This is a genomic window from Halomicrobium mukohataei DSM 12286 (assembly GCF_000023965.1).
GTDB classification, from domain to species: domain Archaea; phylum Halobacteriota; class Halobacteria; order Halobacteriales; family Haloarculaceae; genus Halomicrobium; species Halomicrobium mukohataei.
In genome coordinates, this window is record NC_013202.1 from 2,099,170 (window position 1) to 2,118,626 (window position 19,457).

The following is a 19,457-nucleotide window of genomic DNA, read 5'->3' on the forward strand; positions in this document are numbered from 1 at the left end:
CGGACTCGGCGCTGTCGCTCTCGGATCTGTGTCGAAAGAATCGAAGTGTTGGTGCTGTGGCCGAATTAGCCGAACAGCTCGCCGAGGCCTTCGCCGCCGTCGCCCTCGTCCTCGTCGTCGTCGCCTGCTTCCTCTTCTTCTGCGGCCTCTTCTTCTGCGGCCTCTTCGTCGGCACCGGCGTCTTCCTCGGCACCGCCCTCGGCGGCCGGCGCGGCAGCGCCGCCGGCTGCGACGGGTGCGGCGGCGGCCTCGTCGACGGCCTCGTCGATGTCGACGTCCTCGAGTGCGGCGACGAGCGCCTTCACGCGGGACTCTTCGACGTCGACGCCAGCGGCGTCGAGCACGTCAGTGAGGTTGTCTTCGTTGATCTCTGCGCCCGATTCGTTCAGGATGAGTGCAGCGTAAACGTATTCCATTGTTGTAATTAGAACATTGCTCCGAGTGCGTCACCAGCGTCCTCGTCGTCGTCATCGTCATCGTCGTCGTCGTCCTCGGCCGCTTCGGCCTCGGCGTCGTCGCTGGTGTCCTCGGTTTCAGCGTCGGTTTCGTCTTCGTCGGTCGATGCGTCCGTGGCTGCCGGCTGGGCGTCGACGCCCTGGAGCTCCTCCGGCAGCGCTTCTTCGTCGTCGATCTGGGCAGCGATCGCACGGACCTGTGCGTCGGCCTTGCTGACCAGATCCGGCACGACCTCGGGGTCCTCGATAGACGCGAACACCGCGAGGCTCTTGGCGTCGCCGCGTGCGTTCTGCAGCAGCGTCGACGCGTTCTGCGTGGTCGGGTACTCGGCGTTGACCGAGAGGTTCCACCCGGCCGACGCGGCGGCCTTGATGTCTGCTTCGTACTCCTCGACGTCGAGTTCGAGCTCCTCGGGTTCGAACAGCACGCCGTCGGCGAAGACGCCGCGCAGGTCCAGCCCGACTTCCTTCGGCTCGATCCCGAGTTCGCCGAGGACGTTCTCGAGGTCCGTCGAGACCTCCCCGCCCGCTTCCAGCACGGTCGAGTCCTCGACGACCTTGATCGAACCGCCGTCGATGCGCGCGTTGGCTCCGACGTTCTGGAGTTCGCCGACGAACGGCCCCGGATCCACGCCCGTGTCACCCTCGGGGATGACGATGTCGTTGGGAGCGATCTCGCCCGCGCTGATCGGTGCGGGCGTCTTCGAGGCTTCCAGTTCCTTGTACAGCCCGAAGGGGTTGTCGTTCGTCCCGATCAGACCGACCTGACCGGAGACGTAGTCGCCCAGCTGTTCGAGGCCGGCGTCGACCTCGTCGAGTGCGCGCTCCAGCAGCGTGTTGCGCGAGACGCGCAGTTCCGCGGTCCCGTGCAGGCCACGGCGCATGTCCTGGAGCTGGCGCGACGGGATGCCGGTGATCGCGACGACCCCGATGCTGTCGTAGGACTCGATCATCTCGACGATCGAGTCGACTTCCTCGCGCTTCCACTCGGGGATCGTCTCGGTCTTTCGTTCTGCTTCGGCGCTCATGTTAGGCCACCTCCACCGCGGGGCCCATCGTGGTCTTGACGTAGACCGAATCGATGTTCATCGGCCCCTTCTCTAGGTCGGCGTGCAGGCGGCGCAGGATGACGTCGATGTTGTCGCCGATCTCCTCGGCGGACATGTCCTCTGCACCCACGCGGGTGTGGAAGGTTCGGCGGTCACCGCTGCGGATCTGCACGGACTTGCGCATTCGGTCGACCATCTCGACGACGTCGTCGTCGGGACTGATCGGGTCCGGCATCTTCCCGCGTGGACCGAGGACGGTCCCGAGGTAGCGACCGATGTCTTGCATCAGCCCTTCCTCTGCGAGGAAGAAGTCGGTATCGTCGGCGAGATCTTTCGCTGCATCGTCGTCGTCGCCCAGCTCGGCCAGCTCGTCGCTGGACATGACCTGGTCGGCAACGTCTTCGGCTCGCAGAGCGGTCTCCCCCTCGGCGAACACGACGATGCTCGTCTCCTGACCGGTACCGGCAGGAAGGACGATGCTCTCGTCGATACGGTTCGACGGATCGTTCAAATCAAGGTCGCGCAGGTTGACGGCGAGGTCGACTGTCTCGGTAAAGTTCCGAGGATCGGCCTCGTCGAGTGCGCGAGAGACTGCGTTCTCTATATCCTGGTCTGCCATTGTTCACCTCCGTAGTACGCCCAACGGGCTTCTACGGGTCAGTGAAACAGGGCGTACTGTCGTAGACAGTACAGTCGCCTGTCTCACCCGGTACGAAGCCGATGCGACACTTAAAGCCGTCGAACCACGGCAGCGACGGCACTGTCGTCGGTCCCGTGTCACCTACCTGTCGGTGAGGATCAGCAAAAACGCGGAAAACCGGCGTCGGTGGCCTCGCTACGCTTCGGCAGCGTCCAGCAGGATGTCGTCGTACTCGCCGGCATCGACCTTCTGCTTGAAGTCGCGGGGGTTCTCGCCCTCGATGGTGACACCCAGCGTGACGCAGGTGCCGACGACTTCCTTCGCGGCGTTTTTCGTGTCGTACGCGAGCAGGTCGGTCTGCTTTTGCTCGGCGATCTGTTTGATCTGGTCGACCGAGAGATCGGCGACGAACTCCTCGTGGGGTTCGCCGGATCCGGTGTCGAAGCCAGCTTCGTCCTTGATGAGTTCGGCCGTCGGCGGGACGCCGACCTCGATCTCGAAGGAGCCGTCGTCGTCGTAGTCGACGGTGACGGGCACTTCGGTGCCGTCGAAGGCCGCGGTCTGGTCGTTGATCTCCTGGACGACTGCCTGCACGTCGACGGGGGTCGGCCCCAACTCCGGACCGAGGGGCGGGCCAGGGTTGGCCTCGCCGCCCGGAACGAGCACTTCGATAGTTCCAGCCATGTTAGGTTTGACCTGCCCAGCAGTTTTAAGGATTGCTTTTCGACGACGCCGCGTGGGAGTGAACCACACCGCTCTGGTCGGTGTCGGAGAATCGCGTCGATCACGACCGTCGAGACGGTCCGTACGGTGTCTCGCGACCCGGCGTCGCGAACAGCAAACAGTGACGGTCGACGGCGTCATACGGAAAGTTGTAGGTCTTTACCAGATCGACCGCACGCCGTCGTGCGGTCGACTGGGTAAACGCCTACAACGGTCCGTATCAGGCGAGGTTGACGCCGTTCATCGCCAGGAAGTCCGAGGCCGCCTTGATCTCCACTGGCGAACCGATGATGCGGACCTGTGTGCCCTCCTCGCGTACCGTCAGCGTAAACTCGCGTTCGAGATCTTCGCGGATGCCGTCCAGGGCAGCGGCTGGCAGGAGGATCTGCGTGCTGTCGCGAAACCGGTCGGCACTTGCCATTATCGGATGTGGTGTCGGACGAGGTATTAGTGTATCGAAGTACTCGTATCGCCGAGAATTCGATGTTCGTCCGTTCTCTCGTCTAATACTCCCGTATATTTCGCATCGGCAGCTGTCGGCGCTGTGACACCGTTTTGACGGGCGTTCACTGCTGGTAAACGAACCGGAGAGCGTGGTCACTCGACCATCCGACTGCCGCCCGGCGGGAGGAACTCCTGGATCAGGTCCGGGCTGGCGACCTTGCGGACGAACGACTCGTCTTCGAACCGCTCTTTGAACTCCCGGTACAGCCGCTTCGCGATGTCGTTCTGTGCGTACTGGCCGGGTTCGATCTCGATACTGGTCGCGACGCGATCCTCGACGGCCGATCGCGGGCCACCGAGAACGCCGGTCCAGTCCTCACAGGAGATCCCGACGGCCACGTCGACTTCGAGGTCCCGGAAGTACGTCCGGTCGCCTCGAATCGCGAACCCCCCCTTCTCCAGGTACTCGCCGCTCTCTGGAGTCTTCGATACCTGGTCGGGATCGACCATGTACGCGTCACCGGCGTACTTGCCGTCCTTCCACACCGACGAGTACGCCACTGCGAACGTCGCCGCTTCACGTTTGTCCTGGTCCGGGATGTCCACGTCGCGGCTGGACTCGCTGGGACCGGTCGCCTTCAGGACGGTCACGGGACCGCCGTGTGCCTGTGCGTGGAAGAACTTGTCTCCGCGGTCGAGGTACTTCTTGACCAGTTCCTCGTTCTGATCGGCGTTACGGCCGCCGATCACGAGGAAGCCGTTCGAGGTGCGGAACCACCGGAAGCGATCGTACCACGGCTCCTGTCTCCGGACCGGAATCGACGCCCGCGAGAGCCAGTCGACGTCGTCTGCTTCCGCCGTCTGCTCCTGGGTCTCCGTCGTGTCCTCGGCTTCCCAGTTCTCGCGGCGTCGCTCGACCGCTTCGAGATCCTCTCGCGTGTCTTCGATCGCCGCCTGCGCGCCCTCTTTCTTCTCCTCGATGCGCTTTGCCGCCTGGTAGAGCTGGTCGGCGTTCTTCTCGACGCCCATCGTCGCGTCGATCGTCACGCGCACGTCGTCGATCGACAGGGTCACCGTCCCCTCGCTGCCGTCGAGGCCCTCGACGGCCTCGGCCGCGGCGATGCCCTGCTCTTTGCCCTCCTCGAAGGTCGCCTCGATCTCGTCCCACGGCGTGTCCTGGGTTCGCGCGCCCTGAATCGTCGAGAGGATCTCGTCGACGAGGTCGTAGCGAGCGTACAGCAACTCCGCCTTCTCGCGCTCGGCCTCGGCGTCGGACTCGAAGTCCTCGATCGCGCTCTGCTGTTGCTGGATGATGCGCTCGTACTTCTCGATCTCGCTCTCGAAGTCCGGCCGGTCGACGCCCGCGTCGGCGATCTCCTCGGCCGTGTCCTCCCGTTCGACCTCGTAGAAGTACTCGTCCAGCGCCTCGGTGAAGGTCTCGAAGGCACGGCTCTCTACGTCGTCGTACTCTTCGAGGGGAATCGGCGTCACGTCCACGCGACGCTCGATCTCCTCGCCCTCGATCTCTTCGTACTCGTAGTAGACGCGCGGATCGAGGTCGCCGCTGCGGAGCCGCGCTTTCAGATCGGCGATCACCTCGTACAGCCGCTCGAACTCAGCTTCGTCGGTGTCTCCGATGGCCTGGTTGTACGGAATCCCGGCCCGCGTACACAGCTCCTCGCCGTAGAGCCCCCCGAAGTTCAGCTGGGTCGCGAGCGTCCGTACCACGTCGGCGTCGGACTGGCGCATCCGCTCCAGAAACGTCTCGTAGTCGACGGTCAGCGGATTGAACCGCGCCGACGGGAACTCGTACTGGCTGCCCGGCGCGACGGTGCGTGACTTGAGTCGGACCGTCTCCAGGCAGTCGACGACCTCGCCGTGTTCGTCGAGCACCGCGACGTTGCCGTCGCCGAACAGCTCCGCGACGACCGTGGTGGAGGCGTCGGGACGGTCGAACTCGAACTCCATGATCCGGTCGAACTCGAACTGGCGCACGTCGGCCAGCTCGCCGCCCGAGATCCGATTGCGAAGCATCATCGCGAAGTTGGGCGGTCGGCCCGGCGCGTCGGGGACGTGGTCGGCGTCGACGACGTGGGCGCGCTTGTTCTCGCCGACCTCGATCAGCAGCTCCACCCGCCCGCGGTCGAAGTCCCGCATCTTGAGCCGCAGGAGGTCGTCCTCGTAGAGGTACGCCTTGTCGAGCTTGGCCCCCTCGTAGCCGCCCAGCTCCCGTTCGAGGGCGGCGAGGTCGACGCTCGTCAGCTCCCGCTTGTGGTCCATGTCGGGTGGTGCAGGCCGGCACGCAAAACCGCTTCGCTACAGGTGCTCGCCGATTCGCTCGCCGGTTCTCAGCCCGTTCCGGAGCGCTGCGTGGAGCCGCGCCTCGCCCGCGACCCAGTCGCCGGCCAAAAAGAGGTCGTGCGCTGCCGCCGTCTCCAGGGCGTCCGCCCCCACGCCGTCGTCCGGCAGCGCGTACCGCCAGTGCTGGTGGTCGGTCCAGTCGGGTTCGGCCAGCCGGTCGTCGTCCAGCAGCGTCGCCGTCGCGTCTGCGATGGCGTCGGTCAGCGTGGCGGCGTCGTCGCGGTAGTGGGTGACCGACCAGTCCGGTGCCATCTGGACCACCAGGAGCGTCTCTCCGTCGGGGACGTGCCCCGCCTTGCACTCTTCGCGGCCGATCCAACCCACGTCGTGGTCTCCGGCTTCGCTGACCAGTCCGTAGTACGGGCGGTCGAGTTCGAACTCGTAGTGCAACAGACCGGCGACGACCGTCCGATAGGGAACGGACGCGGCGGCCTGCCTGAGCCGTCGTCGATCGGCGTGTTCCCACTCCGATTGGCCCAGCAGGTCCGCGGTCTGTGGACCCGGTGGCGTCAGGAGGACGGCGTCGAAGGAGTCGTACGTACCGCCCTCGGCGTCGGTGACACGCCAGCCCGCCCCGCTTCGCTCCAGTGACTCGACGCGCGTGTGCCGGTGGACCGTCGCGTCGCCGGCCGCGAACAGCCGCTTCGCGAGCTGGGTGATTCCCTGCTCGTAGGTCCACCGCGTCGTCTGCTCGTCGCGACCCTCGCGTATCTCGCGGTCGGCGTCGAACGTCCACACCGGCTCGTCGATTTCGGTGAGTCCCTCCGAGGGTAGTTCCGCGGTGACCAGTTCGGCCACGCGGTCGTCGTCGGCAGTCAGGTAGTTGGCCCCGTACTCGTAGACACAGCCGTTTCGCCGCCGTGTCGCGGCCCGACCGCAGACGCCGCCGCTCTTCTCGAAGACGGTCACGTCCGCGGGGTGTTCCCGGAGCGCGTACGCCGCCGCCGCACCGGCCGCGCCCGCACCGACGACCGCGACTGATCGTTGCATAGACAGATCTCCGCACGGACAGTACAAAAACCCGCTCGTTCGATCGGTCAGAGAGTCGCAGCGAGTGCGCCGAGTACGTCGTCACCGTCACGGACGAACGGCGTTCCGTGGGCCATCGCCGCCACCTCGAAGGCGGGAGCCCGCGCGGCGAACTCCCGCACAGACGCCCGGACCCGGTCCATGTCGTAGGAGTCGAACCAGATCGGCGTCGTCATCGCACCGCCTTCCTCCCAGACGAGGTCGCCGAGCAGCGCCACGCCGCAGTCGTGGACGTACACCGTGTGCCCGGGGTTGTGTCCCGGCGTCGCGTAGCTGGTGAACCGACCGACGGCTTCGCCGTCGTCGACCGGCCGGAGGTCGATCCCGTCGGGCAGCGGACAGAGCGTCCGGGCGGCGCGGTGGAACAGCCCCTTGTGGTTGTTCGACGGCGGCGGCGCGCCGTTCTCGACCAGTTCGTAGTCGGCTCGCCCGAGAAAGACCGGACCGGTGAACTCCGGTTGCAGCCGTTCGAGCCCGCCGACGTGGTCCAGATCGTAGTGGGTCAACAGGACGCGGTCGAGATCGCCGGGCTCGTAACCGACGGCTGCCAGTTCGTCCCTGATCGAGGGCTCGTTCCAGAACAGTCCGGTGTCACACAGCGTCACCGCCTCGCCGTCGGTCCCGTCCATGTCCCGCTCATCGAGGAGAAACGCGTTCGACGCCAGCGGCGGCAGTAGTCCCAGATCGAGCTCCCAGACCCCGTCGATCAACCTCCGTGCCATTGCCGACCGTACGCCGGCCCCACGCTAATGGCTGTCGACCGACTTCACGACGGCGAGACTGGAGGCAAAAAGCCGGACGCACTCCGTTCGTCCGGTTACAGCCGCTTGCTGACGTACGGACCGTCTTGCTTGTAGTCGAGCTTCTCGCGGTAGTACTGCCGGACGCCGATACCGGAGATGACCGCGAGCTTGTCGTAGCCGGCGTCGGCCGCCAGTTCCTCCGCCGTCGCGAGCAGTCGGCGACCGTATCCCTCGTGCTGGTGTTGGTCGTCCTCGCTGGCGCTCCCGAGGCCGACCTGGCTGCCGTAGACGTGGAGTTCCCGCACGAGCGCGGCGTTTTGCAGTTCGCGGCGAACCGGGTCGTTCGGGAATCGGAGCCGACAGAAGCCGATCAGCAGATCCTTGTCGGGGTCCTCGAAGCTGATGAAGTGCTCGGTGCCGCCGGCGGCCTCGTAGGTCAGCACGTCTTTCTCGATGCGCTCTGGGTCCTCGTCGTTCATCCCGACCTCGCGACAGCGGATGCAGTCGCAGGTCCAGCCGTGTTCGTCCATGCGCTGTCGGGCGAGCTGTCGGAGGTTGGACTTCCAGACGCCGCCCTCGATGAAGTCCGCGGGGATGTCACGCTGGACGCGCTGGAGGCGCGTGTACTTCGGGATCATCGACTTGATCTCGGCGACCAGCTCCGCGGCCTCGTCGTTGTCCAGTGGCTCGAACTCGTCCTTGCGGTACCAGTCGTAGGTGACGGTCCCCTCGACGACCAGCGTCGGGTAGATCTTGAGGTAGTCCGGTCGCCACTTGCTGTCCTCGAAGATGCGCCGGAAGTCCTCCAGGCACATCTCCTTGGACATGCCGGGCTGGCCGGGCATCATGTGGAAGCCGACCTTGAACGCCGAGTCGCGCAGCCGGCGGTTCGCGTCGACGCTGGCCTGGACGCCGTGACCGCGGTGCATCTCGCGGTTGATCCGCTCGTAGGTGGTCTGGACCCCGACTTCGACCTTCGTCCCGCCCAGCCTGAGCATCCGGTCGATCTGCTCGGGATCGCACCAGTCGGGCTTCGTCTCGAAGGTCGTGGCGACGTTTCGCACGTCGGCGGTCTCGTTCTCGGTGATCACGTCTTCGAGGTAGCGAAAGTCGTACTCGTCGGGGTCTTCGGCGAAACTCACGTCTTCCGCGGGCTGGGGCTGGGCCCCGGCGTCGAAGTCGTTCATCGCTTCGAGCGCACGCTTGACGAACCACTCCTGGTAGTCGTGGCTCCGGGCGGTCATCGTCCCACCCATGATGATTAGTTCGGCCTTGTCGACGGGGTGGCCGATCTCGCGCAGTTGGTTCAGCCGCAGCGTCACCTGTCCGTAGGGGTCGTAGTCGTTCTGGACGCCGCGGGCCGCTGCGGGCTCGTGGCCGGTGTAGGACTGGGAGGACGAAAACTCCGAATCGGGCCCGCCGGGACAGTAGAGACACTTCCCGTGTGGACACCGGTGGGGAGAGGTCATCACCGCGATCGGCGAGACGCCCGAAGCGGTCCGCACCGGCTTGCGCTGGAGCACTTCCTCGAGCTCTTCGCGTCGCTCCAGTGGCGCGTAGTCGAGGATCTCGGAGTTCTTGGGGACCTTCGGCGCGGAGTACTTCGAACAGACCTCCATCTTGGCGCTTTCCACGTCCTCGCGCTCCAGTTCGCCCGCGAGGATGCGGTCGACCAGCTCCGCACAGACCTGCTCGAACGCCTCGGACTCCGTCGGATCACCCGTCTCGGTGCTCATTGCCGTTGTCACAGTTCGTTCGCTCGCGCGAATAAGCGTGTCGCTACTCCTCCCGCTGGCTGCCTCCATCCCCGCCGTCCCAGTAGGGCACCTCGGCGTCGGCGTCGAGATACTTCGAGAGGCGGCGCTCGCTCTCGTCGCCGCCCGGTGGCGAACCGGCGAACACCCCGACGGCGTCGTTGTCCGGGTAGACGGTGATGTCGGGGTCGTACATCGTCGACATCGCGAGATACCGGAGCCCGTCCGGTCCCGCTTCGAGTTCGTGCTGGCCGTCCTCGCCGCGGGGGAAGACGGCGAAGTCGCCCGCTTCGAGGTCGCGCTCCTCGCGGTCGCCGCCGAGCCACAGGGTGGCCGACCCGTCGAGGACGAACATCGCCTCCTCGTTGCCCTCGTGATAGTGCGCGGGCCAGCCCCGTTTGCCCGGTTCGATCTCGTAGAGGCTACAGCCCAGTTCGCTGGCGGCGCTGGCTCGCGTGAACCGCCTGCCGCGGAACGCGCGGTCGCCGTGGTCGTGTGCCTCCCAGTCGAGACTGTCGCTGTCGACGATCCGGTCGTCCATACCTGGCGTTCAGCCAACGACCGCAAGAACGTTCTGGTGGTCCGTGGACGACTACCGGGGCGGTAAGAGCTCGACCGTCGCGTCCGGGTCGGATCTGTAGTGTCGCCAGCCGTAGACGCTCAGCACGATGCCCAGAAGCGACGCTCCGACGACGACGGCGCTCACGAGTGTCTGATCGAAACCGGCCAGCGTAGATCCCGAGTCGATCACCGTGTTCGCCAGATTCGCGACCACTGCAAGCCAGGCACCGGCGACGAGCGGGACCTTCCAGCGCCGAATCGCTCTTCGCCGGACGACGACGGCGAGCACGAGCGCGGGGAGCAACAGTGCCGCCGATACGAGCACGGCTGCTGGTGAGAGGAGGGCCACGGCTGCTGGTTTTCGTGGACGGCACAAAGAGGCTGTGTTTGCTCGACCGCCGCTATCGCGGTGATCGGGCCGTCAGAACTGCTCGCCGACGACGGCCAGCGTCGCGTCGATGACGGCGTCGCGCTCGCCCGAGAGGAATCGGATCGACTGCTCGCGGGCGCTGCGTGTCCGGACGGCCGCTTCCGGTGCGGCCTCGTCGATCGCGTCGGCGAGGTCGTGTACGTCGACCGTCTGGTCGGCCCGCACGAACAGCGTGTCGTCGGCGACGCCGACGAGTGCGTCCGTCCCGCTGTCGGCTTGCCGGAACAGTTCGTCGAGCAGGATCGTCGACGGCGGGAAGTCGTAGCGGTGCGTGAAGGCGTCGGTGTCGAGGACGGCGACGGTCGTCCCGCCGATCTCCTCGCGCTCGATGTTGGCCGTCGCGGTGTCGACCTCCGTCGCGAGCTTCTCGCGGAACTGCTCGGCGACGTTGCCGGCGAGCCCGGTCACGTCGTCCTCGTCGTCGCCAAAGAGCAGGTCCTTGATCAGTTCGCGCTTGTCCTCGTAGGACTGGTAGTACGCTTCCAGCGCGACCGCGTCGCGAAGCTCCGTAACCGAGGCTTCGTCGTAGCCCGCCTCCGCCGCGGCGTCGAGGTAGGACGCGGGCGTCTCGTCCCAGAAGCTGACGGCCGGCAGATGGACGAGATCGTCCTGTACGTGCTCGTTGACGTGGGCGGCGACGTTGGCCGCCAGCGCCGTCGCCGTCGTCGGCGACGCGCCGGCCAGCGACGGACTGACGAGCGTGTCGACCGAGTCGGCGATCAGTTCGTCGGCGACGGCGTCGTCGATCACGACGCGGGGTGCGCCGTACACGTCGAGCAGATCGAAGCCGTCGAGGCTCTCGCGGGTCCCGCCGGCGGCGACGAAGACGAAAAGCGGGAGCTTCTCGTCGTGGCGCTCCCGGTTTTCGAGCATGTTCGTCACGTCCTTGGTGGCGTCTTGCATGTCGTAGACGCCGCCTTCCAGCGGTCGTCGATCGAAGTAGTGGTACTGCGCGTCGGCTCGGCGGTGCTCGTCGGCGACCAGCGGGAGCGTCGCCCGTTCGAGAGCCACGCCGGCGACGTAGCCGTCGGCGGTCGCGGAGTGGCGGACGATCACTGGGCGATCGGTGATGACTGCGCGCCGGATCGCCGTCGCGGCGTCGACGAGATCGTCGGCCAGTGCCTCGATCGTCGGGTCCTCGGCGAGTGCGTCGACGGCGGCGGGCCGGGCGCGGTCGTCGAGCGCGTCGGCCATCCGGTCTACGACGGTCTGGCGTTCCTCGTCGTCGAGCGCGACGAGTGCCTCGGTCTCGACCTGAATCTCGCCGCGGCGACGGCGCACGTCGCCGTCCAGTCGAACGATGTCCTCTTCGACGATGTCGGGATAGGCGCGGACGCCCGCCTCGACGAAGGCCGCACAGTCGACGGTCCCGGTCTCGTCTCGGAGCTCGAACACCGTCGGCCCGCTGGTCTGGCGAACGTCGACGATCTCGCCTTCGAGGCGAACGTCGTCGCCTTCGTGGTCGTCCAGGCTGTCGACCGCCACGACGGGGTGGTCTCGCTGCTGGTCGACTGCATCGTCGCTCTCGGCGTCGGCCGACGTGTCGTCGCTCTCGGCCGTCCCCGTACTGCCCTGTCCGACGACGCTGGCGCTTCGTTCGACGCGCTCGCTGTCGTCGGCCTGGCTGACCTTCGCCGCGTCGGCGTCGGTCGTCGTCGCCTCGGCGGTCTGGTCGTCTGCCGACGAGTCTGTGTCGGTCGTCGTCGCCTCGGCGGTCTGGTCGTCTGCCGACGGCTCGGAGTCGGCGTCGTCGCCCGTCGCCGGCTCCTCACGCCCGTTTCCCGACTCGTCCTCCTCGACGTCGTCGGCGAGTCGCGCCGTGTCGAACTCGGGGTCGTCGATCAGCGTGCCGCGGAACTCCCGCTCGGCCTGTCGGATCGACCAGCCGAGGTCGATGTTCCCGTTGTCCCGGACGTTTTTCACCTTCACGAAGACGGTGTCGCCCGGCTCCCAGTCCAGCGAGTCGAGTCGCTGATCCAGCTCGCTGCGGTGGAGCAGCCCGGTCACGCGATCACCGATGTCGACGAAGACGCCGAACTCGGCGAAGCCGTCGACGGAGCCGCTGTAGTATCGGTTGGTCGTCAGTTGATTCGGATGGTCGCCTCGGAATTCGAACAGGACGTCCTCCTCGTGGAGGTCACAGATGTGACCGTCGACGGAGGTGCCACAGATGATACACGAACCCATTGACCGGTGAAAGCATTTCGGCACTAAAACGGTTGTCGAAATCCTCGTCGCTCGCCGATCGGCCGGGCGGGGCCTGCCGTCGGTCGGTTCCGTCCCGCTACTCGTAGATCTGGCTCTCCGATTCGAGCATCTCGACGCCACGCGCCACCTCGCTCGCCTGCTCGGGGGTGAGGGCGATCTCGAACTGGCTGCCGTCGTCGTCCTCGAAGGCGAACTTGACGCGCTCGTCGCCGAACTCCCGTACGTCGATGCCTTCGACATCGTACAGCTTTGCGGTCGCGGTCCGGTTCGAGGGGCCGACGTGCTTGATTGCGCCGTCTTTGAGTTCGAACATGAAGTCGTCCAGGTCGAGCGTGAGCATGTTCGAGGCGGCGGTCGGCAGCCACCTAAACCGTTCGACGTGTCCGGGCGCTACAGCAACGCGTCGGCCGCCGCGAAGGCCCGAAAGCCGTAGCCAAAGAGGACGGCCGCGGGAGCGACGCTGACGACGAGGGCACGCGGGAGCGAGAGGTTGTGGATCGTCCCCATTCCGTAGACGTACAGCCCGGCAGCCCAGATGCCACAGGCGATCCGCACCTCCGGGAGCGGTAGCCCGGCGAAGACACACGGAGCTGTCGCGTAGGCGATCACCTGCACGGTCTCGCTGATGCCGCCCCGATCCGGTGCCAGCGGTGCCAACAGGAGCGTCTGGGCGGCCGCCGTGAGGTGAAGCACCGCGGGCGCGACGAAGACGACGATGGCGACCAGCGCCAGCAGCGCCGTCAGTGGTTCCAGGTCACCGATCACCGGGTAGTCGTACGGCCCGAGCGACAGCTGTCCGCGCTGAGCGAGTTCGACGACCGCGAACCGCGACCCCTCCTCGACGAGGACGACGACGGCGATGAAGACGAGTCCCGGTGCCTGATCGCCGGGTGCGATCCCCGCCTGGAAGAACCGTTGCGGTCGCAGAAGTATCTCGGCCCACGCGCGAACGAGCGCGATCGGGCCGCGGTCGCGCCCGCCCGTCGGGTTCTCGACCCACTGTGTCACGGGTCGTCGTAGGTCCAGCGAGCGTTAGTCAGTTTCCTTTCCCGACGGTCACAGTCGCTCCCACGCTGCCCGGAGTGCTTCCCGCGGACTCTCTCGGAAGCGCCCCAGCGCGGGGAGGAAGTCGTGCTTGAGACCGTGGAGCGCGACGCCCGCCAGCCCGATGCCCAGCGTGGCACCAGCGAACAGAAAGGACAGCAGTACCACGGGACCGTCGACCGCTGCGGGCACGGTCTCCAGTGAGATCGGTGCTCTCGGTGTTCTGACACACAGCTGTCAGTCCATGGACCGACTCGCCGCCCGGGGCGGCGAACGCCGAGACGACGAACTGCCGGCGATGTCATACGGAACGTTGTAGTTGCTTATCGGTGAGCGTCGCACGGGGTAGACGCTCACCGGGACATTCCGACAACCGTCCGTATCAGTCGTCCGCCCCGACGTTCTCGCAGCTCTCGATACTCTGGGGATCGGGCTCGATGTTCGCGTACTGGACGGCCTCGCGCCCGAGCGTCTCGACGCGGTCGCGCATCGCCTCGTCGACGAGCTGGCCGTCCTCGAAGGCGCTCGACGCGCGTGGGAGCGCCGCCTGGTGTGGAATCACCCAGCAGTCCAGCGACCGTCCGACCGACCGGAGATGCTCCAGCGCCGTCACGGGGAAGCCCCCACCGGCGACACACAGGAGGCCGACGGTCTTGTTCTCGAACTCGTCGAAGCCACAGTAGTCCAGCGCGTTCTTCATCGGCGTCGAGAACGAGCCGTGGTAGACCGGCGTTCCCAGCAGGATCGAGTCGGCTTCTCGGATCCGCTCGCGGAACGCCGCTGCGTCGCCAGCGTCCTCGGCGTCGGGGTCGAACACGGGGAGGTCCCACTCGCGGAGGTCGAGCAGGTCGGTGTCGCCACCGGCCGCCTGTGCGGCCGTCAGTGCGATCTGGAGGCTCTGTCGCGTGTAACTGCCCTCGCGGAGACTGCCACAGATGCCGACGACGTTCGTTCGCGTCATGGCGAGCCAAACGACTGGGGTTTATTTATGAGTACCCCTCGTCCGATCGCCCGGTGCAGAACGGCAGTTAGCGACTGCTCTAGATGAGGTCCCCGGGGTCGTGAACGTCCGCCATCCGCTGGGCTTCTGTGGCGTATCGCTCGCGCAGGTCCGCGTCGTCGACGGCCCCGAGGTTCCCCGGCTCGGCGTCGACGGCTGCAGTCGTGTCTCGGATGTCCCCGAACGAGGTGAGCGCCCGCTCCTTGCGGAAGTACCGCTCGCCGTCGGGCGTCGCGTACGTGAGGATGATGAGGTTCTGCTCGTCGTCGGAGTAGGTCCGTTCGACCAGCCAGACGCGGACGGTCTCTGCTTGGACAGTCATACGTGAACATCGGTCACGGACGTGCAAGTACCACCGGGTGCGTTCTCACTCGCTGAGACCGACCACCAGCGACTCGTCGCCGTCCTCGACGCTGACGAGGCCGTCGTCCGCGAGGTCCTCGACGAGGCCGCGGAGCCACTCTCGGCCGTGTTCGCCCTCGGGCGCGTAGTCGACTCGCACGCGCGGGCCGAGGTCGTCCAAGGCGAGGCGGTCGTACTCGCCGAGGACGTTGACGATCCGCCCGCGGAACTGCCGACGGCTCCCCTCGAAATCGGGCTGGGTGGGCACGTCCGGCGCAGTGAAGTCGCCGGTGTCGTAGGCGTGACACCACTCGCGCCACGGGCAGCCGGCGGCGTCGCAGGCCGGCGTCTTCTCGCAGGCGACCCCGCCGAGCTCCATGATCGCGTTGTTCCATATCCGTGACCGTCCGTCGGGCATGAGCGCCCCCGCGACTTCCTCGAACGCCGCGTCGTCGTCGGGCACGTCGAACGCGCGGTGGAGGACGCGCTTGACGTTCGTGTCGACGACGGCGTCGCCCGCGTTGAACGCGAACGAGGCGACCGCGTTGGCGGTGTAGGGGCCGACGCCGTGGAGCTCCTGCAGTTCGGCGGGCGTCTCGGGGAACGCGCCGTCCCACTCGTCGATGATCTGGTTCGCGGCGGTGTGGAGGTACTTCGCCCGGTTGTTGTACCCCAGCGAGTGGGCCGTCCAGAACGCGACCACGTCGGACTGGTCGGTGGCCGCCAGCGCCTCGGCGTCGGGCCACCGATCGAGGAACGCCCGCCAGGCCTCGACGACGCGGCCCAGCTGGGTCTGCTGGCTCATCACCTCGGAGACGAGGATCTCGTAGGCGTCGTCGGTCTCGCGCCAGGGAAACGACCGGTGGTCGGCCTCGTACCACTCGATCAGGGCCCGCTGGACGGCCTCGCGGTTCTCGGGGACTGCGCCCGGCAGCTCCGTCATTACCGCGGCGTTACGAGCGACGGCGCTTGTGCGTGACGGTCCACAGCCGACCCGCGGAGACGAAAGAGGTTTTCCCGCGCTGGACCACCGCCCGAACGTGACGCTGGACGATCTCTCCGACGATGTACAGGCACAGTACTCCGAGCTGGGCGAGGAACTCGCCGTCTCGCTGGACCGCGAGACGCGCAACGAGCTGGCGATGCTGACCAGCGCGCTGGACCCCGACGACCCCGACGAACTCGTCCGCCGCGCGGTCCACATGCTCTTTCAGAGCGCCGTCGAGACCGGCAACCTCGACTTTCACCTCCGATCGGGCTACGACTGCACCTACGACGAGTACCTCTCGGGGATGACCTTCGACGAGATGACCGGCGCGGACCAGTTCCCACAGGCCCAGGAGAAAGACGACCGGCGCTACCAGTTCTAGACGGCCGGGACGCTCCGACGCGACCCGCTCACTCGACGAGCGGCGCTGCACCGGCCCACAGTTGCTGGAAGTGCCGTTCGAACTCCTCGACGATCTCCGAGTCTTTGATGCCGAGGACGCCGATTCGATCGTCGGCGGCGACCGGGTGCGGGATGTCGATGGTCGTCCCGATCCCGTCGACGACGTCGAAGGACAGTCCCACGTCGGGCAGCGTCCTGACGGCCACGTCGCCAGGCTGGTCGGCGATCAGCCGGTCGAACGTCTCGGGCAGCGTCAGCGCCACCTTCTCGCTGACGAGGAGCTGCACCGTCAGATCCGCGCTCGCGCCCTCGAAGAAGGCATCACACTCCGTCTGGAGCGTCTCCCACGTCGCGTTCTCGTAGGGCGTCCCGACGATGCCGTGGACGAACTCCTCGGCGGTGCGCATGTGTTCTTGCAGCGCCGAACGCATCTCCTCGCTGCCCAGCGAGCCCAGCCAGAAGCTGCTCTCGGTCGGTGGCGTCGGGAGCACGTTCGTGCGGACCGCCGCCGCTCGCTCCCGGTAGTGGTGCCACTCCTGTCTCAGCTCGTAGGCCCGTTCGGCCAGCAGCCTGTCGACGACGGCCTCCGGCTCGACGGCGACGTACTGCTTCGGATCACTCGACTGGAGTCGGACCACTCTCCGGGCTTCGAGGCCGTTGAGCACGTCGTAGATGCGACCTTTCGGCACGCTGCTGGCCTCGGAGAGCTCGGTCGCCGTCGCCGCACCCGTCAGTAACAGCGTCCGATACACCTTCTCCTCGTAGCTCGACAGGCCGAGCGCACCCAGCTCCGTCATGCACCCTCGTTGCGAGCCGGTCCGTAAATATGTACCCCGTGTGGTGGTTCTCGGGTGGCCGTGTCACGGCCGGCCGTCGCCGCTCGGGACCGACGACGGTCCGTCGTGGATGCCGTCGCATCGCCCGCGGGATGGCTGATTACGGCGGCGCTGGTGGTGGACCATCTGGGCTGTCGGTATACGAATTGATTGCAGTCGAATCAGCGTACATCACCGACTGAGAATCGCACCAGATCAAGGAGACTCCGAGCAAGGAGGAGAAATCCGAGAACGCTGCCAGCAACGAGCGCAACCAGCGGGGCAAGCATCACACCGCTCGCATCAGCGATAGTGATGACGTACACGCTCCCGATCACCCACCAGAGCGTGTAGCCGGCGAGTCCGCCGAGGACGAGTGATGCTCCAATCCGCGGAAGGCTCGTATCGTCAGGTTGGGTCCGGTTATCGGAGCCGACATATGACGACGCAAGTCGCACGCCGTGTCGTCCCACACGAGCGAGTACTGACACTGCGAGAAGTCCCGGAACGAGGAGTGTCGCTGGGATAAATATGGGGTTGGCAATCACCGCGACGATTCCGTCGTCGAACATGAACCCGGGCTCAGCCACCCAAACGGCAGCGAGTATCACCGTCAGTACGGCGAGCATCGGCTCGACAGTTCTCCTGCGAACCGACGACGAGAACGGGGCCCACATCATTCGTTCACCCCACAGATGTCTTTGAAACGATCAAAAAGCCGTGATCGGTGGGTATTCTCCACAGCGTCCAGAATCTCTGTCCTTCGAGTTTGCCGGTTCTGTGATTGATTGCTTGTCGTTTCCATAGCGTGTCGTTCCCACGGCTCTACGATAGACGTGGCTACTACTCAAACGCTCATTTGAGTACCCATGGGTTTCTTGCCAGATTACCTACAACGCCCGGTATGGATCTCGCCGGTCGGATCGTCCGTCGGTTTCGGGGTGACCCCGACGAGCCGGTGATCGCTGGTATCGAAGACGAAGATGCTGATCAACTGTTCGATGCGCTTAGCTCCGAGATGTCGCGGGCGGTGTTAGCAGCGTGCTACGATGACGGACGGACTCGATCGGAGCTGGCGGATGATCTAGAAACGAGCATCCAAAACATCAGCTATCACGTCGACAAGCTCGAATCTGCTGGGTTACTTGAACCAGTCGAAACACGGTATGGAGCGAACGGCAGCGAGGTTCTCGTCTACGAACCATCGAAACAGGCAGTTGTTATCGCGGCGGGAGAGACTACTTTCGTCGATCGGCTCTCTGAGGCGATCGATACGTTGTTCGCACCGGTCGCCCTTGCTGGGCTTCTAGCAATAGTTGTGGGCGTACTTGTCCGCGGTCCTGCACCAGTTGGAATGATGGGTGGTGGACCAATGAATGAGACCACAGGAACACAAGTAGGGCTCGTAGCTGCCAGTGTCACGTTCGTTTCTTGCCTACTCATCATATCTTTGATGGAGAAAAAAGGTGCGTTCAATAGTGGCAAAACAGACGGTTCCCGCCGAGAGGGTTTGATGAGTGTTTTGTTCGGACGGAGCGTCACCAGAACCCGACAAGATGCTATGCTGATCACAGCTCTCGTGTTCGTGACGTTTCTGGCGCTCGACTTGGTTGCTACCGGTGCTGGACACCAATTGACCGTGGCAGCATCGATCACGATTCAACTGGCAATTCCCGGGGGGATCGTGCTAGCTACCGTGCTAGCATACTCTAACGACGGCTTATTGATGAGTTGGGGGGCTTCAAGTGCACCTATCGTTGGTATCTGGGCCTATCTCGTCGCTGGCGTTCTCACAAGCGGTGGTTTTGCACCTATCTTGATCGCACTCGGGCCGGTTGTAGTTACGCTGGTTGCTGCACCAGTAGGATCGATCGCTTATCTCGGCGGTCGAATAACTGCCAAACATTTCCGAGGCCGGAACATTGAATCCCTTTCGAGACGGGCCATTGGGCTCTTCGTAGCACATCTGATCACGGCTGGTGCGATTGTAGCCGGTTGGGCTCTCGTACTTAGGTAGCTATGGATTCGTTGGACTACTCACCAGGCTTCAAAACACGACGGGAAACGCGGTGCAAGTCCCGACCTGTTCCAACAGTCGGATGTCGGTGGGCTCCCCAGCCGGCGGTATGCATCCGTACGTCCTGCTCGGTGGTGCGATCGTCTCCGAACTCCTCGGTACGACTGCCCTGAAGCTCTCAGACGGATTCTCACGGCCGTTGCCCAGCCTCGGGGTCGTCGTCGGCTACGGCGTCGCCTTCTACCTCGTCTCGCTGACGCTCGAAGAGTTGCCCATCGGCGTCGTCTACGGGACGTGGGCGGCACTGGGGATCGTCGGTGTCGCAGCGATCGGCGTCGTCGTCTTCGACGAGCCCATAGACCCCGTGGGGATCGTCGGGATTCTCCTCATCGTCGGCGGCGTCTACTGTGTCAACGTCCTGTCTCAGATGTCCGCCCACTGATGGCGCGAGC

General features: G+C 65.6%; 23 protein-coding genes. 3 read left to right on the forward strand and 20 right to left on the reverse strand.

What is annotated here, in order from left to right:
• Window positions 1-65: 65 nt before the first annotated feature.
• From rpl12p to HMUK_RS10600, 18 genes are all read right to left on the reverse strand, one after another.
• Window positions 66-416, reverse strand: coding sequence for a 50S ribosomal protein P1 (gene rpl12p / locus HMUK_RS10515; protein WP_015763139.1), 351 nt, complete (start codon window positions 414-416; stop codon window positions 66-68).
• An 8-nt stretch (window positions 417-424) separates the two neighbouring features.
• On the reverse strand, window positions 425-1,483 hold the full coding sequence (locus HMUK_RS10520) for a 50S ribosomal protein L10 (protein WP_015763140.1): 1,059 nt from the start codon (window positions 1,481-1,483) through the stop codon (window positions 425-427).
• A 1-nt stretch (window position 1,484) separates the two neighbouring features.
• The gene (locus HMUK_RS10525; RefSeq protein WP_015763141.1) at window positions 1,485-2,123 is read right to left on the reverse strand and encodes a 50S ribosomal protein L1; all 639 of its coding nucleotides are present in this window, start codon (window positions 2,121-2,123) and stop codon (window positions 1,485-1,487) included.
• 216 nt (window positions 2,124-2,339) lie between these two features.
• Window positions 2,340-2,828, reverse strand: a complete 489-nt coding sequence (locus HMUK_RS10530; RefSeq protein WP_015763142.1) for a 50S ribosomal protein L11 — start codon at window positions 2,826-2,828, stop codon at window positions 2,340-2,342.
• Window positions 2,829-3,087: 259 nt separating this feature from the next.
• On the reverse strand, window positions 3,088-3,288 hold the full coding sequence (locus HMUK_RS10535) for a VNG_1110C family protein (protein ID WP_015763143.1): 201 nt from the start codon (window positions 3,286-3,288) through the stop codon (window positions 3,088-3,090).
• 176 nt (window positions 3,289-3,464) lie between these two features.
• On the reverse strand, window positions 3,465-5,591 hold the full coding sequence (gene rqcH, locus HMUK_RS10540; RefSeq protein WP_015763144.1) for a ribosome rescue protein RqcH: 2,127 nt from the start codon (window positions 5,589-5,591) through the stop codon (window positions 3,465-3,467).
• A gap of 36 nt (window positions 5,592-5,627) precedes the next feature.
• The gene (locus tag HMUK_RS10545) at window positions 5,628-6,662 is read right to left on the reverse strand and encodes an NAD(P)/FAD-dependent oxidoreductase (protein WP_015763145.1); all 1,035 of its coding nucleotides are present in this window, start codon (window positions 6,660-6,662) and stop codon (window positions 5,628-5,630) included.
• 47 nt (window positions 6,663-6,709) lie between these two features.
• Window positions 6,710-7,423: an MBL fold metallo-hydrolase gene (locus HMUK_RS10550; protein WP_015763146.1), complete on the reverse strand. Its 714-nt coding sequence runs from the start codon at window positions 7,421-7,423 to the stop codon at window positions 6,710-6,712.
• Between the two features lie 95 nt (window positions 7,424-7,518).
• On the reverse strand, window positions 7,519-9,180 hold the full coding sequence (locus HMUK_RS10555) for a tRNA uridine(34) 5-carboxymethylaminomethyl modification radical SAM/GNAT enzyme Elp3 (protein ID WP_049940808.1): 1,662 nt from the start codon (window positions 9,178-9,180) through the stop codon (window positions 7,519-7,521).
• 43 nt (window positions 9,181-9,223) lie between these two features.
• A complete protein-coding gene (locus HMUK_RS10560) occupies window positions 9,224-9,739 on the reverse strand; it encodes a cupin domain-containing protein (protein ID WP_015763148.1) in 516 nt (171 codons plus the stop codon).
• 51 nt (window positions 9,740-9,790) lie between these two features.
• Window positions 9,791-10,108 (reverse strand): hypothetical protein, encoded by a 318-nt coding sequence (locus tag HMUK_RS10565; RefSeq protein WP_049940809.1) that lies wholly within the window; start codon window positions 10,106-10,108, stop codon window positions 9,791-9,793.
• 72 nt (window positions 10,109-10,180) lie between these two features.
• Entirely contained in the window at window positions 10,181-12,376 is a 2,196-nt protein-coding gene (locus HMUK_RS10570; RefSeq protein WP_015763150.1) for a DHH family phosphoesterase, read from the reverse strand.
• Between the two features lie 97 nt (window positions 12,377-12,473).
• Window positions 12,474-12,737 (reverse strand): hypothetical protein, encoded by a 264-nt coding sequence (locus HMUK_RS10575; RefSeq protein ID WP_015763151.1) that lies wholly within the window; start codon window positions 12,735-12,737, stop codon window positions 12,474-12,476.
• Between the two features lie 50 nt (window positions 12,738-12,787).
• Complete coding sequence (locus HMUK_RS10580; RefSeq protein WP_015763152.1) at window positions 12,788-13,405, reverse strand: YIP1 family protein; 618 nt, start codon at window positions 13,403-13,405, stop codon at window positions 12,788-12,790.
• A 48-nt stretch (window positions 13,406-13,453) separates the two neighbouring features.
• Window positions 13,454-13,633: a hypothetical protein gene (locus tag HMUK_RS10585; protein ID WP_015763153.1), complete on the reverse strand. Its 180-nt coding sequence runs from the start codon at window positions 13,631-13,633 to the stop codon at window positions 13,454-13,456.
• Between the two features lie 190 nt (window positions 13,634-13,823).
• Window positions 13,824-14,402, reverse strand: coding sequence for an NADPH-dependent FMN reductase (locus HMUK_RS10590; protein ID WP_015763154.1), 579 nt, complete (start codon window positions 14,400-14,402; stop codon window positions 13,824-13,826).
• Window positions 14,403-14,481: 79 nt separating this feature from the next.
• Complete coding sequence (locus HMUK_RS10595) at window positions 14,482-14,763, reverse strand: hypothetical protein (RefSeq protein WP_015763155.1); 282 nt, start codon at window positions 14,761-14,763, stop codon at window positions 14,482-14,484.
• A 45-nt stretch (window positions 14,764-14,808) separates the two neighbouring features.
• Entirely contained in the window at window positions 14,809-15,726 is a 918-nt protein-coding gene (locus HMUK_RS10600; protein ID WP_015763156.1) for an HhH-GPD family protein, read from the reverse strand.
• 97 nt (window positions 15,727-15,823) lie between these two features.
• Between HMUK_RS10600 and HMUK_RS10605 the strand changes: the two genes are divergently transcribed.
• Window positions 15,824-16,153, forward strand: coding sequence for a hypothetical protein (locus HMUK_RS10605; protein WP_015763157.1), 330 nt, complete (start codon window positions 15,824-15,826; stop codon window positions 16,151-16,153).
• Between the two features lie 28 nt (window positions 16,154-16,181).
• On the opposite strand, the gene HMUK_RS10610 is transcribed toward HMUK_RS10605, so the two are convergent.
• A complete protein-coding gene (locus HMUK_RS10610) occupies window positions 16,182-16,970 on the reverse strand; it encodes a TrmB family transcriptional regulator (protein WP_015763158.1) in 789 nt (262 codons plus the stop codon).
• Between the two features lie 200 nt (window positions 16,971-17,170).
• Window positions 17,171-17,617: a hypothetical protein gene (locus HMUK_RS10615; protein ID WP_126967097.1), complete on the reverse strand. Its 447-nt coding sequence runs from the start codon at window positions 17,615-17,617 to the stop codon at window positions 17,171-17,173.
• A 275-nt stretch (window positions 17,618-17,892) separates the two neighbouring features.
• Here HMUK_RS10615 and HMUK_RS16800 point away from each other — a divergent pair, with 275 nt between their 5' ends.
• Complete coding sequence (locus HMUK_RS16800) at window positions 17,893-19,005, forward strand: ArsR/SmtB family transcription factor (protein WP_015763159.1); 1,113 nt, start codon at window positions 17,893-17,895, stop codon at window positions 19,003-19,005.
• Between the two features lie 109 nt (window positions 19,006-19,114).
• Window positions 19,115-19,447, forward strand: a complete 333-nt coding sequence (locus tag HMUK_RS10620) for a DMT family transporter (protein WP_015763160.1) — start codon at window positions 19,115-19,117, stop codon at window positions 19,445-19,447.
• Window positions 19,448-19,457 lie beyond the last annotated feature (10 nt).